Below are 14,947 nucleotides of genomic sequence, written 5' to 3'. Positions count from 1 at the left end.
AAAAATAAGTGGGCGATAGAATGAGAATTTCTTAAAGGGTGGCAATTTGGTGGGATTTATAATGATATGTGAATAAAGTTACTTTATGAGATTTGTGAATTTAAAATGAGTTTGGGCTTAGATTCCACAGCGGGATAGGAATCTAAGCATTTTTTGGAATCTTAAGCCCTAAAGCCCCATACTCTCAATGATAGATTTTACCGCATCTTCGCCCATAAAAAATTCTGCGATTTTTGCCAAAAGAATGATGATAGTAATAAGTGGCGTGATATAACGCATAAGGTAATACCACGCATTAAAGCCAAGCTTCCCAAAGAAGTGGGCAGTGTAAGATTCTAGCTTTTCTTTTGGCACAACCCAGCCGATAAAAATCACCGCCAAAAGCCCACCGATAGACATAATAAAGTTTGCTGAAAGAAACTCAATAATATCCATAAGCGACTTTCCGCCAATAGCCAGATAATCCGCAGCAGGTGTGCAAATAGAGCAGACAATCACCATTCCAAGAGCGATGATAGCAAGTGTAATGCTCCAAGTCGCTTTTGCCCTGCTCCAGCCATAAGTCTCACTCATATACATTACAGCAGGTTCAAGCAGTGAGATAGTAGAAGTGATCCCAGCAAAGCTAAAGGCGACAAGAAACAAAAAGGCGATAATATTGCCTAAGATTCCAAGATGAGAGAACATCACAGGCAGAGTTACAAAGATAAGCCCAGCTCCTTTATTGACAACGCCTTCATACTCAAACTAAACCAAGCTTTGCTACAAACTTAATGAAGCTACAAGACACAAAGCTACTAGCATACAATAAGCCTACTGAAAATAACGCAGTAGAAGTGGATAGGTTTAGTAATGTGCTGGGGGAAATGCAGTCCAAAAACAACATTGTAAGCATTAATGCAGATGAAGCTTTGCAGAGACTCTATTCAATTCAAGGTGCAAAAATACCACAAGAATTAGACATAAAATCATTTATGAATACACTTGATAGTATCGTAAATAAAGACAACTTTATAGCACATTTACAAAAGAAGCATGATTCACAAAATAGACTTGCATATTTAAATCTTGTTGAGCCTACGCTGAATAAATGGGATTTAAAGCTTACAAGTGGTGATAGAACCGACTTAATTAAGGTATTTAATGATGGAAAAAACTTTTTTATATTATTAATAACAGCAGAGAACAATAAAAGACTGATAACATTTTTACCAAAAGCACGAGAGGATTATATAGCAAATAAGATAAAAAATGCCGACCATATCCAAACTTTCATCAGCCGAGCGAGTAAAGAAAACGAATGGACTCGCAATGCAAATCCTACCACAAAACAGGAAATAAGTAAAGAGATAGAATCTAAGGATATACAAAAGACAGAAAAAAGTTAAGTGCAGAAGAATCAAGGAAACAGGCAAAAGAATACACAAATCTAATAGATGATTTCTTATATCAATATGACCTTAAAGACGACCTATGGTTTTTGAAATATGCAAAACTTCAAAACGCACATAATAGAGACGAAGTAGCGGCGGCACTTAAAAATTAGCATGAAGTTAGAGACAATGTATCAACAACATACGATGATTATGTAGCTGCAACAGAAAAAGTCAAAAACTCTCTCAATCGTGCCGCTTTAGACATTATTGATGATTTTAAAGCTTGTGATGAAGCACTTGAGGCAATAGAAAAAATACAAACTAAATTGCTTGATGACTATCCATTCAATCAAAAAAGAGATACAATACAAAAAGATAATGGCATAACACCACATACAAAGGATACACATGCAAACACAAAACAAAACTCAAACACAACAAACCACACAGAAAAAGAAACAAGCACAAAAGAAAGCCACACAGACAATAAACACGAAGCTACTCAAAGAGAGAATGGAGCTGACACTGAGTGGATTACTACACGCACGAGCAATAATCCACAAGAAAATAAGGACACAGAGACAACTCTCAAAAGAGACAATGGAATTAGCGATGAGTATTCACCAAGCTCAAAAGAGATGGCACAAAGCGGGAATGAAAAAGCTAATGAAAAAGGAAATTTACGAGATGACTCTAGCCATAGCAGCAGCGACATTGAAGCCAATGTTAATATTAGCAGAGATACACAAGGACATAATGCTGGAATCAGACTTGATGAGACTGACAACAAGCGATATAAGCATGATGGAAACGATGATAGGGATAACTCAAGGACTAGAATACACAGAAATGTATCTCTAAAGAAAAAAGGCAGTGTTAAGAAAGATACACAAACAGAAACTACACAAGAGATACCACAAAATAAAATCAAAGAATATAGCGATGAATACGAAAACAATCTATTTGCTTTAAGGGCAGAACAAAAAAAGATACTTGCAGAGAGAGAAAAACTAGAAAATGGGCATCCACAATTAGAAACACCTACAAACACACAGACAAATAAAGATGTTTCGCTTAACGCTCAACATGACAAGGAAATATCAAAGACTATACCGACAGAATCCAACTTCACTTATGCAACACAGGAAACAAAGGGCATAAGGGATTTAAGGAATGATTTAAAGGAAACTTTGAAGCCTATTTTAAATAAGGAAATTATCAACAAAGAAACAGGGCTAAAAGGCGTAATAACAGAAACAGAACGCAACAAAATATCAAGCAAAAAGGCAGTGGATAAAAGCGTTGCAAATGGCTTTACCATAGATGAGCATTACAGGGTGGGACAAGACCTAAAAAACCTTTATGAAAATGCTACAAAAAGAGAATCGCATAATGATTACAAAAATAGAGATAATATTATTCAAGTGCATAGATTTACAAAAGATATAAATGTCAATGGTAAGGAAGCGATAGCAAAAATTACATTATTTGAAAAAAAAGGAAGGCAATAATAAAATTTATACTTTAGAGTTAGAAAACTTAGAGAATCCTACTTCCTTAAGTTCGCCGCACATGCAAACAGAAGTAGCGGTAAAAGCTCAAGTAACCCGTGATGGTGTGCGTCCAAACGCTAATATTGCTAAAACCGATAGCGACATTATACCACAAAAACCAAAACCAAAACCAAAAGAAAAACAAAGTCCAAAAGAATTAGAAAATATAGAAAGTGATAGCAATCCAGCAGGTATTCTAAACCCTGAAGAGTTAGCAACACTGAATAAAGAATTTAAACTAGGGGAAATACAAGACTTAAAAGGACAAAAAGCCCTATATGATGCAAATATAGAATCTCTTAGTTTGCTTGATGATATACTAAAGAGTGGCAGAGTAGCAACTGATGATGAAAAAAGGATTTTAAGTAATTTTAGAGGCTTTGGTAAGGCAAGTAATGAATTATATCAAGTGATAAAAGAAAAAGGTGAGAGACTAGATAGCCTTAATAAGCTTTTAGAGAGTTTGAGTGAATCTGTTGGGGCAAAAAAAGGATATAACGGCATGATTGACTTTTATCTCGGTAAAGATTTAAATGAAGCTTTAAGCATTTCTACAAGACTAGATGTAAGAGATGCTGCATATACAGATAAAAACTATATGCAAAGATTTCATAATGGCTACAATAAGCTTATAAGTGATGAATATATAAAAGAATTACAAGGGCAGATACAAAAAGCAAAAGATACAAGAGAGAAAGCAAAAAAGGCTTATGAAAAAGAGATTGCCAACAAAGAGAGTGTAGCGGAGCTTAGAAATAGCTTGAATGAAATGCTAGTAAGACAAGCAGAATTGCATAGCTTTTTAGGCAGGGCAAGTGATTCTAAAATAGAGAGACTAAAAGCTATATATGGTGATGACTTTGAAGATATTGTAAGGGGGAAGTTTGATAAAAAGGAAGTAAAAATGAAAAATAAACAGCATAAAATTCCAACAAAAAGTAAAGTAGAAAAGGATTTAAGCACAGATGAGATAAAACAGATTATAAACACATGGGATTTAAATAACCCAAAGAAAAGCGATAAACTCATAATATCAAAGGTAGATGAAGCTGAACTAGAATTACTTGCTAAAGATTTTGATTTTAAGGGTAATTATGCGGTTGCAAGAGAAATAGATTCAGAATATTTAGCTCATGCTTTAAATAGGCATGAATGAAAATGTTTTGCAGGAAATAGAAATCAATCAACTACAAAAATTATTGCAAAATAAACAAGACACACAAATACAAACAATACAACAATCACTCAAAGAAAAAATGAGTGCAAGTGAATTAGAAGCGTTAAGAAGCTTTAGTATTTCACTTGCAAGAACAGGTATGTTTCTAATTCCACAGAATCAAAAGACTTTTGTTTGCCATGTAGAAAAGCTAGTGGCACAAAAGAAAGATTTACAAAGCATGATAGCGTATAGCAAAGAGAATAATTGCTTGTGGATTTGCGATGATAATGATGATAGTGTAGGTATGCAATGCTTGGAAAGATTATGGAATTGTGTAGAAACAACTTTGCAAGAAAAAGAACAAGAAGTTATAGAGCATGTATCAACAAAACACAGAAATTTATTATTGCAATTTATGAATTACAGAAAAGAAAAAGGCAGGGCAATGAATGAGTTTAGTTTAAAGCGTTTATGCTTTGTATTTAATGAGTTAGAGCAAAAAGGAATAAGTGTTATAAATTGCGTAAATCAAAGCATTGAGCGTGGTTATAATTGGGTATTTAAGCCTACACATAGAAACAGATTTTTTAACAGAAAAGCTAAGAAAGTGGCTTAGAGAAAGGATAGAAAATGTTTGGTTTTAATCGTAATCGTGTGGAATATGAATATTGTGAGTTAATAGACTCTGATTTAGACAAACTTTATCAAAAGGAACACAACGGGCTTAAAATCCGCCTTATGTGTGTTTTTATGCCAAAGCAGTTTTAAAGGCGAGTTAGTAGAGTTTGGAACAATGGAAGCAAATAAAATTAGCTTTATATCAAACCACAAAAGCTTTAAAAAGCATAATGACATACAAGCCTTGCTAAAACATGTAAAAGAACAAGAGCCTATGACATGCTATTTTGAAAAGTGCATAAATGCTAAAAATTGCGTATTGTTAGACAACAAGAAAGGGGCGTAACATGCTACAACAACACATCAAAACACTAGAGAGAGCAAAGGGCGGAGTCTTGCGAGTTATTGACAGCTTACAAGAGCCTATAACAGAATTTTACGAAGTTACACTACTTCAACAAGAACAAGGGGTATTATATACGCTTGTTAGTGTAGGAAGCGTGGAAACAGCAACCAAGAATCTAACCGAAGCCGAGCAAACCGCTTTAATCTTAATGCGTGAAACAGGGCTAAAACATGCGATTATTAAGAACGCCAACGAGAAGCACCGAGTCGGACTCGACCATAAACAAGGGCTTGTTAAGTGGTAAGCCCACGCTAAAAAATCGGCGGAAAAGAATTATTTGTTATAGTTGCCTTGCTACGCAAGGCAGAGATTAAAAAGTGTTTTTTAATTATTATTAAAGAGTTAAATTAATAGTAATTAAAAATAAATAAATGTTTAAAAAGGAAAGGATAAACATATGCAAAAATTGACAAAAAGGCAACAAGAAAACGAAATTATAAAAGCATTTAAAGAAAGAATGCAAGAGAGTGTAAAGAGTTTTAAAAATCCCGTTATGCGAGAAATATACCTAGATAATATTTTATTGCAAACCGACTCAATAAGGCTACATAAAAAGGGAATGATGAGTAAATATGTTTATACAAACTTTATAAGCATATTAAACGAGCTTAAAGAAGCAAATTAAAAGGAAAGGATTAACAGATGAGTATATGCCACAAAGAAAGATTAGACAAAAAAGCAAGAGACAGGTTAATTAAAGACATAGAGTATTTTATAAAAGAAAGAAAAAAGTTAAGTAGCTTTTATAAAGGTATAAAGGAGGTTATCTTTGAAAAAAGCAAGTTAAGAACCTACTATGATTATAAGGCAGGACTATTTTACTTTACATATAAAGGAGAAACAATAAAAGACAAAGATAACTTTAAATGGCATTCAATAAATGATTTTGGATATTTTTACCATGATACAGCTATCCAAATAATAGATTTTTTGCAAAATATGAAAACAACAAGAAAGGATTAAAACATGCAAATTTTTATACCAACAGCAATTCTTAAATGTAAAGTAAGCAAAAACGAATTTAGCAAGATGAAAGCCTTACATATCACAAAAGAATATGTAATTTTTACAGATAGCAAAGTGCTAATTAAAGTGTATTGTAATAATAGCCAATTAGAATGCAACGAATTAAACCTCGATTTTTACAGCCTTAAAAACTTAATCAAAGTAGGCAGTAAAAAAAGTGGAGAAATATCCTTTAATGCCAACATAAAAGAACATGAAGTAGAAATCATGTATAAAAGCGATAAAGGAATTATAAGCGGTAAAGTAGAAAGATTTAAAGAATATGTAGATTATAAAAACATATATGATAAATTCCAATACGCATATAAAGCCAAATTATCAAGTGAATTTAGCAAACTTGCATTATTTGATAACTTTGCAAAAAAGGTTATTGAGTTTAAAGACAATCTCATAACAGCAAAAATAGGTAATGCAAGAATTGCAAAGCAAAAAGAGAATATAGACAGCACCGAGCTTAAAGGGGTAACAATCGCATTGCAAAAAAACAGCAATTCTATGATAACACTAGACACAAAGAAAGAAGCAACATGGTATTTTAAAAATGACACAATGCCTTATAGGATTATACAGCACGACTTAGAAAATACCATTGATATAGTAGAAATGCCAATTATTAAATAATACAAGTTTAAAGAGAAAGGATACAACATGAAAGTAGAAAACATTGCAAAGACTTATAACACATTGACAAAGTATATAAGAGACACAATTTTTTGCAACAATGGAGAAAATAGGATAATGTATAAAGTAAAAAACAAATTTTATTTTATAAGCGAAAAAGACAATACTTGCAAATGTGTTTGTGAAGTAGATTCTAGCTTTTTAGAATGTATGGATACAGACTTAAAAGAAAATGTTATTTTTTCTTATTGTAGTCATAGTGATTATGATATAGAAAAACAATTAGAAAAACTACAAGAAAATAAAGAGAAACATGTATTTGCAATATTTGATTCTATCGTAGCAGAGATAGACAGACAAGACTTATTAGAAAGTAGCTTTTTTAATTTTTGCATTCATCAAATTGAAAAAGAAAATAATATTGTTTATAGTGAAAGTGAAACAGATTCTAGCATAGATACAAATATGCAAGAAACACAAGAAACAGACACAGAGTCAACAGAAACAGACTTTAATGCAGAAAACACAGAATCTAGCATTAAAGACAATGAAACACAATTAGATAATGAAATGCTAGAAAAACAAATACAAGCGGAGCAAGACAGACAAAGGCTTAAAAGTTTTAATGAGTATAAAGAGTTTATGGAATTAACAGATAAAATAGAGAATGTTAATCATATAATAAAACAACTACAAAATTATCTCACAAGGCTTGAAAATGGAGAGTATTACAAAAAGGAAATTAAAGAAAGAACAGATGAGCTAAATTTTAGAAAAAAAGTAGTCAAAAGGGCTAAAAGAGAAAACGCACAAAAGCAAACAGAAAAATCAAAAGAGATACTAGAATATTGGAAAGAACAACTAAAAATTGAAAAAAAGTCAATAAAAGGTTGGACTAGCAAGGAAGCAATGCAAGAGTATATTAAAAATGAGATACAAAGCACACAAAAACATTTAATGCAGTATAAGCATAAAAAGCAAAATTGTATAGAAAGAATGCAAGAATTATCATGCAATAAAGCAGCAATGAATTATATGCTTGAAATTCTAAGGACAAAAACACCATTAAGGCATACATTTGCACCATTACCATTATACACAGAAAGGCTAAAAGAACAAGGCTATAAAGAATATGAGCTAAGAAACACCACCATATATTTTAGCGAAAAAGAAAATAGCGAATATGTAATAATAGATAATTGCTTAAATATAGAATGTTTTGATTTTAATGGCATAGAAATAATATTAGAGGGCAATGAAAAAGTAGATATAAACTTGCTTGAAAATATTAAAGAATATATGCGTAAAAATATCATAGACATAGATAAAGCAGAGTTTGAAGCAAACACAGAAAACAAATATATAAACGAAATGCAATCTATTATCAAAGAAGCTAATATCACAGATAAAGACACAATAGAAAAGCTTATGTGCTTAAAAGATGATATAAGCAGACATGTTAAAAAGAAATCATTGCTAGTTTTTAGCATGAAAGATATATCTTTATCACATAAACAGCATAAAAGCTTTGCAGATTACAAGCATATAAATAGCTTTAATAGTGTAATTGAAAAAAGGGTTATAAAAGCAATCATTGCAAAGGAGAGAAGCCCACCATTGCATAGGAGGGCGTAGGGGAATCCCCACATGCCACCCGCCCTAGTTTTTTAGTTTAGTCCAACATACACCTTTTTAAACACAAAGTCCTTTTAGGGCTTTGGTATCTATTAATAAGCGTTTTTATGTGTTTTGAAATTGATAGTATGATTAATTAATATGCTAATAAATGCTTTTTATGCGTTTTAATAGCTAAATTTTAGTTTTTATTATTCTTTAAATTAATGTTTAATATAATTAAATATGAGATAATATACAACATATTAAATGATAATTAATATATAAATAAGAAAATAAAAAACATAAATTTAATGCTAATTAAATGTATTTTTCACTCTTAAAAAATGCTTATTAATAGATATATAAGCAATAAAATGTGATATAATATTATCTTATTTATTGCTTTATCTATTAAATTTATTTAAAAGGATTTCAAATGGTTATTGCAATAGCAAATGAAAAAGGTGGCAGTGGTAAAACTACTTTAAGTGTGAATCTTGCTATTAAATTAGCACAAGAGGGCGATGAAGTGTTGCTTATAGATTCAGACCCACAAAGAAGCACAGAAGCTTTTATAGATATAAGGACAAATGCAGAGCATGAGTTTTTATTTAATTCATTGCAGAGAACAGGATATGGATTAACAAAAGAGATTAAGAATCTAGAGAAAAAATATGATTGTATTGTTATTGATACAGGTGGTAGAGATTCTAAAGAGATGAGACAAGCTTTAGTTGTTGCAGACATTATTATTGTGCCAACAATACCAAGTCAATATGATGTTGCAGTGCTTGATAGAATGATAACAATATGTGATGAAATTAGTGTTATGAATCCACATGCAAAAACATTAATATTGATTAATAAAGCTAGTCCCAATCCATTTTTGATAAATAAAGTTAAAGACTTGCAAATATACATAAGCGAAAAAGATTTAGATAATCTCAAACTTATGAGTAGTGTTATCTATGAAAGGGAGGCATATAGAAATGCAACAGGTTTAGGTTTAGGCATTACAGAGCTTTGTAATGAGAGTGAAAGAGCATATAGTGATTTCATTAAGTTTTATGATGAGTTATTATGTGAGATTAAGGCAATGAGTATGAGCGAACAAATAAGTTAGTAATATAGACTACTTATAAAATACATTAAAGAAAGGAAATAACATGACTTTAGTCATTAAGAATGTAAAACAAGAGTTTGTAAAGAATTTCAAAGATTTAGCAAGTGAAATACATGCAGATGTTGAAATATGTGAAAGTAGGCAGGGGATACCCAATGCTGAAACAATGGAAGCCATAAAATTATGTGGTAATGGTGAAGCAACAGAGTATGCAAGTTTTGGAGAATTTTGGCAAGAAATGGAAAGGGAAGTGAATGCTGAAATTAAAAATTGAAAATAGTTTTAAAAGAGATGTAAAGATTGCATACAAGCAAGGGTTAAAACAAGATGAGATAGAACCAATCATACACAAGCTACTATCACAAGAATTGTTAGAACCAAAGTATAAAGACCATAAATTACAAGGCGATTTAAAAGACTTTAGAGAATGTCATATAAAGCCTGATTTATTGTTAATATATCAAGTAAAACAAGATAGTTTGCATTTGGTAAGAATAGGTAGTCATAGTCATTTATTTAAATAAGAAAGGAAATACAATGGGTAATAGAATTGAGATTAAAAGTGATAGCAGAAAGTATTTTGATATAGCACCAAGATACATTTCAGCAGAAAAAGATAATGTTTTAATATGCAGTCATTATAAAATCACAACAAACAAAAATAGTCAATATGAAATCTATGACACAAGCAATGGATTGACAGAATATTTTGATGATTGGAATGAAGTTATGAAGCATATAAACTTTGATTTTTATTGCAAACATAGTTATCTAAATTAAAGAAAGGAAATACAATGGGTATTAAAGACATTAATCAACAAAGACAAAACACTTTTAAAAGTGTAGAGTTAGAAAGAAAGACAAAAAAGGCACATGATATAGAAACATTTATCGAAAATGCAGAGGGTGAGACTTCAAAGAAAAGATATGGAGCACCACTAAAAGATAAAGAGAAAAAAAGCACAGAGAGATATGGTTTCTATTGCACTCCAGCAGAAAGTAAAAAGCTAAGGGCAATGGCAGAACAATATGATATGAAAATCGCAGAGTTTATCAAGTTTAAAGTATTTGATAAATATAAAAATATGTAATAAACATGTGATTTTGTTATAATACATTTTTTTATTTTATTTTAAAAGGATAGTTTATGGAAAATAAGTTTTTGAAAGTAAGTAAAAGACTTGGTGCAGTAGTTTTAGGTGCAACATTATTGTGTGTAAATATGCAAGGTGCAACATTAAAAGAAATAGAAGCACAGAAAAAAGCAGAGGAAGCAAAACAAGCACAACAAACACTTAAAGACAATCAAGTTGTTATCGTTTATGACAAAAATGTCATCGCAGAGTTAGCAAATGATATACCTGATGATAAAAAGAAAATGCTAAAACAAGCAATATATTATGCAAATATTGCAAAAGGCGAGTATAGCAAAGCAGAATGGGGGCACATGATTGATAGCTATGGCTGTGATTGGTTTCTTATACAATACATAATAGAACCCTACAAAGATATAGAATGGACTAAGCATGATAGAGAAAAACTTTTGAATGGTAAATTAAATATGGGATATTTTGGTGGGAAGTATGGTTTTGTAGATAGTTGTATCCTTGAAACTACTTATATGACTGCAGGTAGCTACATAAATACACATAGTAAAAAATACTATGGAAATTTTCCAGGTTTTAGTCAAACAAATCTTAATAATAAAAAAGCACTTGCAAAATGGCTAAATGATGTTTTTTATCCTTATATTGATAAGCTAGAAATAAGCGACCATAATGCAGAATCTAATTATATTATTGTTAAAGATAATTTGAAAAAAATCAAAGAAGCAATGGTAATTCAATAGTTCTTATCTCTCAAGTCCTTTCTTATTAAGGGCATTTTCTTGTGTATTTGCATTTTGTTTTTGTTTCTCTTTTTCTAACAATCGCAAATGCACTTTATAATCTATTAAGGCAGTATTATCATATTTTTCTAAATACTCATGCAAAGTATTATTCTTGTATTTATCATGCAATGATTTACGCATATAATCTATATTTCTCATTTTTCTATCAATGATATACCATTCAATAAAGTCAGTATAGTATTGCTGTTGTTCTAAATCTTTTTCTTGTTGTTTTGCTTCATTTTCATGTTCTGTAAAGAAACTATTAATCTTTGTTTGTAGCAGTGTAAAATCACTTAATTGTTGTTCCTTGTAATGTATCTTATCATCTGCTTTAGAATCTAAATAGCTTGTAAGGTTTTGAAATTCTTTAAAATAGTATTGCAATGTTTTTATGTGATGTTTATTTATTTTTGCATTCTAAAAAATCCAAAATTATCTGCATTAAGTGCAATGTATTTATTCCATAAAATAAAAAACATTTCAAAGAATACAAATAAAGGCTTTTTTATATGGATTGATGAATTAAGAGATTATCTAAATGATAAAAACATGAGAGAGAAAATCATTGAAATGATTGTAGAGATTAGAAAAATCAATGGCGTTATCACTATGGGACTACAAAACCTTGATTTTTTAGATGAAATCTCTAATGCAAACACTTTTATTGAAAATATGAGTAATTACATTATATTCCCCACAAAAGATGAAAAAACATTAGAGCAACTATACACAAAGTTATCTCTAAGTGGTAGCGAGATTAACTTTTTATCACAAGCAAGTAAAAATAAAAGACAAGTGCTTTTTAAACAAAAAGAAATAGGCAGTGCAATCCTTGATGTCAATTTATCAAGTCTTGGATACTATTAAAATAAGAACACGATATGCAATGACTTCAACAATCATTATGGAATCTAAGATTGTGGGCTATATACTTGGAGATAGCATAGGCTTTGAAGTCAAAGAATTACCGCACATGGAAAACGCATTATCTATACGACCAAAACTCATAGGCATAGATACAAACCTTACTATTTTTACACAAGATAAAAGGATTTATAACCTTTATGTATTCAGCACAGACTACAAGAGTAAAAATCCACTAAATCTTATTGTAAATATTCAAACACCTTATACTAAAGAGGAAAAAGAACAGTTAGAACTAGAAAAAAATAAAACTATACAGCTTTTAAAGAAAGGGGCTAAAAGGGTTGGCAATTAACAAAAGAATACGCCGTAATAGCAATAAAGGAAATAACAATAAAAAAGAAAGAACTTGATGATTATATTAATATAAGGCGAAAAGAAGTTGAAATGCAAAAAAATATATCATCACAAACAAAAGCATACAAATTAGCAATAAGCCCCAAGCAAAAAGAAAATCATGCAATACAAATGCAAAAACATATTTAAAAAATGGAGATATGGATAATTATCGCAAAGAGATTGTAAAAGCAAAAGAAGTAGAGGATAAACGAAAACAAAATATTGCAAAAACACAAAATGAAAGTATCAATAAAGTGTTAAACTCATACAATCTTTACACAAAGGGCAGTGCAAGCAATGGCAGTGAATACACCATAAACACGCAAGTTCATAGAAATAAAGAATCCAAGGCGACTTGTTGTGATTTTATAGAGAAACATTTCTTTCGTATTCCGTACTAGACACTCCACTTCACTCAACATGATAGATACTAGATCTTAGGTTTAAAATATTACTTACAATACAATCGTAATATTTAGATAGCATAGTTTATTATTTCGTGCTATCATTACGCAGATTTATTGTGAAAGTATTTTTAGATTCTAAATTAATATGAGAATCTAAAAAAGCAAAATATACACTCAACTATTTAATATAAATCAAAACACTAGATTGTAAATCATCACAAATAAAAGGAATATCTTAATGTATAGAATCTTATTGCCTTTTTTGTTGCTATGTAGTTTTCACTATGCTTTTGCTGAAAATATCTTGCGTGTAGCAGTATCGCAAAATGTCGGCGATATGAATCCACAGGGCTATAATCTCAATCAGCTTTACGCACAAAATATGATTTATGAAGGCTTAGTAAAGACTGATAGCAAGGGCAATATTACGCCCTCACTAGCACTCTCTTGGGAGATTAAAGATTCTGGAAAAAGCTATATTTTTCATTTAAGAAAAAATGTGTTATTTTCTAATGGAGAGCCTTTTAACGCACAGGCAGTTGTAAAAAACTTTCAATCGATTTTAAAGAATAAAGCAAGGCATTCATGGTCAGCCCTTGTTATGACAATAGATAATGTAGTAGCCCTTGATGACTATGCGATTAAGCTAACACTAAAACACCCCTATATTGCGACATTAAATGAACTAGCCCTTGTTCGCCCCTTTCGCTTTATTGCCCCAAGTATGATTCCACAAGATTTGGACTTAGCAAAAAATAATCCCAAAAAGCCCATTGGCACAGGTCCATATATGCTAACTGACACAAAAGTTGGCATAAGCAATACTTTTAGTAAAAATCCACACTATTGGGACAAAGAAAAATATAATGGAATCTATTATGATACTATCATTACAAAAATTATAATTGATCCAAACGCAAAGCTAGTAGCACTGAAAACTAAGCAAGTAGATATGATTTATGGCTCAGATTCTATACCTATTGAGATTTTTCATAATATCGCAGAAACAAAGCAGTTTCAAACCTTTGTTAGCCCCCCAGCATTTACCACATTTCTTATTGTAAATCCAGCAAGTAAAACCCTGCAAGACAAAAATATGCGAGAAGCCCTAGCCCTAAGCATAGATAAAGCAAAGATTATAGAATCTGTGTATTATGGCTATCAAAAAGAAGCACAATTTTTATTTAATCAAAATCTCCCCTTTACAAAGACAAAAAGCTACACGCCGCTAACCTATAATAAAGACAAAGCAGAAAAGATTCTAACACAAATGGGCTATACAAAAAAGAGTGATGGCTATCTATATAAAGACAATAAAAAACTACAAGTTCAACTTCACTTCATTGCTAATAACCCAACACAAAAAGCCATTGCCACCATTATGCAAGCACAATTAAAAGATATTGGAATCTTTTTAGAGTTAATCCCAAATGAAATAACAATGTATAGGAAAAAGCAAACACAAGGGCAGTTTGAGCTATGCTTTAGTCAAACATGGGGTGTGCCTTATGAGCCATTTACTTTTATTAACTCCATGAGACATAAGGGACATGCTGATTATATGGCACAAGTAGCCTTGCCTAAAACAGATTCTATAAATAAAGATTCTATTGATAAAGCGATTAAAACCCTTATTGAAAGTCCTTATGATATATACGCAGATTCTAAAAAAATAGATTTAAATAAAGCACAAGAAAATCTCACTAAACAAACGCAAAGCTTTCTTGATATGCTATATAGCACACAGATTTATATCCCACTCACTTATGATACAAATAAAGTTGTTGCGAGAGTGGGTATCAAAGGTATAGCCCCTGATGTAAGGGCATTTGAGATTCCATTCTGGGAGTTTTATGAATAATGCTTCGCTACATTTTGTATAGA

Annotated in this window: 23 protein-coding genes; 21 read left to right on the top strand and 2 right to left on the bottom strand. The window is 31.0% G+C overall.

Going from position 1 to position 14,947, the window contains the following annotated elements; all coding sequences use genetic code 11:
* Nucleotides 1-168: 168 nt before the first annotated feature.
* Nucleotides 169-687: an SLC5/6 family protein gene (locus XJ32_RS03745; protein WP_254422548.1), complete on the bottom strand. Its 519-nt coding sequence runs from the start codon at nucleotides 685-687 to the stop codon at nucleotides 169-171.
* An 86-nt stretch (nucleotides 688-773) separates the two neighbouring features.
* Between XJ32_RS03745 and XJ32_RS03740 the strand changes: the two genes are divergently transcribed.
* The 17 genes from XJ32_RS03740 to XJ32_RS03665 all read left to right on the top strand — a co-directional run bounded on the left by XJ32_RS03740 (nucleotide 774) and on the right by XJ32_RS03665 (nucleotide 11,348).
* Nucleotides 774-1,388 carry a hypothetical protein gene (locus tag XJ32_RS03740; RefSeq protein WP_155761457.1) on the top strand — a complete coding sequence of 205 codons (615 nt, stop codon included), beginning with the start codon at nucleotides 774-776 and terminating at the stop codon, nucleotides 1,386-1,388.
* A 314-nt stretch (nucleotides 1,389-1,702) separates the two neighbouring features.
* On the top strand, nucleotides 1,703-2,887 hold the full coding sequence (locus XJ32_RS03735; protein ID WP_077388398.1) for an LPD3 domain-containing protein: 1,185 nt from the start codon (nucleotides 1,703-1,705) through the stop codon (nucleotides 2,885-2,887).
* On the top strand, nucleotides 2,865-4,085 hold the full coding sequence (locus XJ32_RS03730) for a hypothetical protein (protein WP_077388397.1): 1,221 nt from the start codon (nucleotides 2,865-2,867) through the stop codon (nucleotides 4,083-4,085). Before XJ32_RS03735 ends, XJ32_RS03730 begins: the two co-directional genes overlap by 23 nt.
* Nucleotides 4,078-4,704 carry a phage replication initiator YdaU family protein gene (locus XJ32_RS03725; protein ID WP_174566014.1) on the top strand — a complete coding sequence of 209 codons (627 nt, stop codon included), beginning with the start codon at nucleotides 4,078-4,080 and terminating at the stop codon, nucleotides 4,702-4,704. Before XJ32_RS03730 ends, XJ32_RS03725 begins: the two co-directional genes overlap by 8 nt.
* Nucleotides 4,705-4,718: 14 nt before the next feature.
* On the top strand, nucleotides 4,719-4,856 hold the full coding sequence (locus XJ32_RS11795; RefSeq protein ID WP_155761456.1) for a hypothetical protein: 138 nt from the start codon (nucleotides 4,719-4,721) through the stop codon (nucleotides 4,854-4,856).
* A 25-nt stretch (nucleotides 4,857-4,881) separates the two neighbouring features.
* On the top strand, nucleotides 4,882-5,052 hold the full coding sequence (locus XJ32_RS03720) for a hypothetical protein (RefSeq protein WP_174566013.1): 171 nt from the start codon (nucleotides 4,882-4,884) through the stop codon (nucleotides 5,050-5,052).
* A gap of 1 nt (nucleotide 5,053) precedes the next feature.
* Entirely contained in the window at nucleotides 5,054-5,356 is a 303-nt protein-coding gene (locus tag XJ32_RS03715; protein WP_020995565.1) for a hypothetical protein, read from the top strand.
* A 153-nt stretch (nucleotides 5,357-5,509) separates the two neighbouring features.
* Entirely contained in the window at nucleotides 5,510-5,737 is a 228-nt protein-coding gene (locus XJ32_RS03710; protein WP_077388396.1) for a hypothetical protein, read from the top strand.
* Nucleotides 5,738-5,754: 17 nt separating this feature from the next.
* The gene (locus tag XJ32_RS03705) at nucleotides 5,755-6,075 is read left to right on the top strand and encodes a hypothetical protein (RefSeq protein ID WP_077388395.1); all 321 of its coding nucleotides are present in this window, start codon (nucleotides 5,755-5,757) and stop codon (nucleotides 6,073-6,075) included.
* Between the two features lie 3 nt (nucleotides 6,076-6,078).
* Nucleotides 6,079-6,759 (top strand): hypothetical protein, encoded by a 681-nt coding sequence (locus XJ32_RS03700; RefSeq protein WP_077388394.1) that lies wholly within the window; start codon nucleotides 6,079-6,081, stop codon nucleotides 6,757-6,759.
* Between the two features lie 27 nt (nucleotides 6,760-6,786).
* Nucleotides 6,787-8,394: a coiled-coil domain-containing protein gene (locus XJ32_RS12695; RefSeq protein WP_077388393.1), complete on the top strand. Its 1,608-nt coding sequence runs from the start codon at nucleotides 6,787-6,789 to the stop codon at nucleotides 8,392-8,394.
* A gap of 418 nt (nucleotides 8,395-8,812) precedes the next feature.
* Entirely contained in the window at nucleotides 8,813-9,499 is a 687-nt protein-coding gene (locus XJ32_RS03690; protein ID WP_077388392.1) for an AAA family ATPase, read from the top strand.
* 43 nt (nucleotides 9,500-9,542) lie between these two features.
* Nucleotides 9,543-9,773 (top strand): hypothetical protein, encoded by a 231-nt coding sequence (locus tag XJ32_RS03685; RefSeq protein WP_077388391.1) that lies wholly within the window; start codon nucleotides 9,543-9,545, stop codon nucleotides 9,771-9,773.
* Entirely contained in the window at nucleotides 9,754-10,023 is a 270-nt protein-coding gene (locus XJ32_RS03680; RefSeq protein ID WP_077388390.1) for a type II toxin-antitoxin system YafQ family toxin, read from the top strand. Before XJ32_RS03685 ends, XJ32_RS03680 begins: the two co-directional genes overlap by 20 nt.
* Nucleotides 10,024-10,036: 13 nt before the next feature.
* On the top strand, nucleotides 10,037-10,279 hold the full coding sequence (locus XJ32_RS03675; RefSeq protein WP_077388389.1) for a hypothetical protein: 243 nt from the start codon (nucleotides 10,037-10,039) through the stop codon (nucleotides 10,277-10,279).
* A gap of 14 nt (nucleotides 10,280-10,293) precedes the next feature.
* Nucleotides 10,294-10,590, top strand: coding sequence for a hypothetical protein (locus XJ32_RS03670; protein ID WP_077388388.1), 297 nt, complete (start codon nucleotides 10,294-10,296; stop codon nucleotides 10,588-10,590).
* A gap of 56 nt (nucleotides 10,591-10,646) precedes the next feature.
* Nucleotides 10,647-11,348 (top strand): hypothetical protein, encoded by a 702-nt coding sequence (locus XJ32_RS03665; RefSeq protein ID WP_077388387.1) that lies wholly within the window; start codon nucleotides 10,647-10,649, stop codon nucleotides 11,346-11,348.
* Between the two features lie 3 nt (nucleotides 11,349-11,351).
* Here the strand turns inward: XJ32_RS03665 and XJ32_RS03660 are convergent, their stop codons facing one another.
* On the bottom strand, nucleotides 11,352-11,777 hold the full coding sequence (locus tag XJ32_RS03660; RefSeq protein WP_077388386.1) for a hypothetical protein: 426 nt from the start codon (nucleotides 11,775-11,777) through the stop codon (nucleotides 11,352-11,354).
* 9 nt (nucleotides 11,778-11,786) lie between these two features.
* On the opposite strand from XJ32_RS03660, the gene XJ32_RS03655 reads away from it, so the two are divergent.
* The 4 genes from XJ32_RS03655 (at nucleotide 11,787) to nikA (ending at nucleotide 14,924) form a co-directional block, all read left to right on the top strand.
* Entirely contained in the window at nucleotides 11,787-12,260 is a 474-nt protein-coding gene (locus tag XJ32_RS03655) for a hypothetical protein (RefSeq protein ID WP_155761455.1), read from the top strand.
* A gap of 19 nt (nucleotides 12,261-12,279) precedes the next feature.
* Nucleotides 12,280-12,612, top strand: a complete 333-nt coding sequence (locus tag XJ32_RS03650) for a TrbG/VirB9 family P-type conjugative transfer protein (RefSeq protein WP_254422469.1) — start codon at nucleotides 12,280-12,282, stop codon at nucleotides 12,610-12,612.
* Nucleotides 12,613-12,814: 202 nt separating this feature from the next.
* Complete coding sequence (locus XJ32_RS12690) at nucleotides 12,815-13,057, top strand: hypothetical protein (protein ID WP_254422468.1); 243 nt, start codon at nucleotides 12,815-12,817, stop codon at nucleotides 13,055-13,057.
* Between the two features lie 244 nt (nucleotides 13,058-13,301).
* The gene (gene nikA, locus XJ32_RS03640; protein ID WP_077388383.1) at nucleotides 13,302-14,924 is read left to right on the top strand and encodes a nickel ABC transporter substrate-binding protein; all 1,623 of its coding nucleotides are present in this window, start codon (nucleotides 13,302-13,304) and stop codon (nucleotides 14,922-14,924) included.
* The last annotated feature ends 23 nt before the right edge of the window (nucleotides 14,925-14,947 follow it).

Origin of the sequence: Helicobacter bilis (assembly GCF_001999985.1) — a bacterium.
Lineage (GTDB): Bacteria > Campylobacterota > Campylobacteria > Campylobacterales > Helicobacteraceae > Helicobacter_A > Helicobacter_A rappini.
The sequence above is the reverse complement of the archived record's forward strand: the minus strand, read 5'-3'. Positions and strand labels throughout refer to the sequence as shown.

Coding starts and splice junctions, on each gene's coding strand:
- XJ32_RS03745 (WP_254422548.1), bottom strand. CDS start 687: ATGTTCTCTCATCTTGGAATCTTAGGCAATATTATCGCCTTTTTGTTT.
- XJ32_RS03740 (WP_155761457.1), top strand. CDS start 774: ATGAAGCTACAAGACACAAAGCTACTAGCATACAATAAGCCTACTGAA.
- XJ32_RS03725 (WP_174566014.1), top strand. CDS start 4,078: ATGAATGAAAATGTTTTGCAGGAAATAGAAATCAATCAACTACAAAAA.
- XJ32_RS11795 (WP_155761456.1), top strand. CDS start 4,719: ATGTTTGGTTTTAATCGTAATCGTGTGGAATATGAATATTGTGAGTTA.
- XJ32_RS03720 (WP_174566013.1), top strand. CDS start 4,882: ATGGAAGCAAATAAAATTAGCTTTATATCAAACCACAAAAGCTTTAAA.
- XJ32_RS03715 (WP_020995565.1), top strand. CDS start 5,054: ATGCTACAACAACACATCAAAACACTAGAGAGAGCAAAGGGCGGAGTC.
- XJ32_RS03710 (WP_077388396.1), top strand. CDS start 5,510: ATGCAAAAATTGACAAAAAGGCAACAAGAAAACGAAATTATAAAAGCA.
- XJ32_RS03705 (WP_077388395.1), top strand. CDS start 5,755: ATGAGTATATGCCACAAAGAAAGATTAGACAAAAAAGCAAGAGACAGG.
- XJ32_RS03700 (WP_077388394.1), top strand. CDS start 6,079: ATGCAAATTTTTATACCAACAGCAATTCTTAAATGTAAAGTAAGCAAA.
- XJ32_RS12695 (WP_077388393.1), top strand. CDS start 6,787: ATGAAAGTAGAAAACATTGCAAAGACTTATAACACATTGACAAAGTAT.
- XJ32_RS03690 (WP_077388392.1), top strand. CDS start 8,813: ATGGTTATTGCAATAGCAAATGAAAAAGGTGGCAGTGGTAAAACTACT.
- XJ32_RS03685 (WP_077388391.1), top strand. CDS start 9,543: ATGACTTTAGTCATTAAGAATGTAAAACAAGAGTTTGTAAAGAATTTC.
- XJ32_RS03680 (WP_077388390.1), top strand. CDS start 9,754: ATGCTGAAATTAAAAATTGAAAATAGTTTTAAAAGAGATGTAAAGATT.
- XJ32_RS03675 (WP_077388389.1), top strand. CDS start 10,037: ATGGGTAATAGAATTGAGATTAAAAGTGATAGCAGAAAGTATTTTGAT.
- XJ32_RS03670 (WP_077388388.1), top strand. CDS start 10,294: ATGGGTATTAAAGACATTAATCAACAAAGACAAAACACTTTTAAAAGT.
- XJ32_RS03665 (WP_077388387.1), top strand. CDS start 10,647: ATGGAAAATAAGTTTTTGAAAGTAAGTAAAAGACTTGGTGCAGTAGTT.
- XJ32_RS03650 (WP_254422469.1), top strand. CDS start 12,280: ATGACTTCAACAATCATTATGGAATCTAAGATTGTGGGCTATATACTT.
- XJ32_RS12690 (WP_254422468.1), top strand. CDS start 12,815: ATGGATAATTATCGCAAAGAGATTGTAAAAGCAAAAGAAGTAGAGGAT.
- nikA (WP_077388383.1), top strand. CDS start 13,302: ATGTATAGAATCTTATTGCCTTTTTTGTTGCTATGTAGTTTTCACTAT.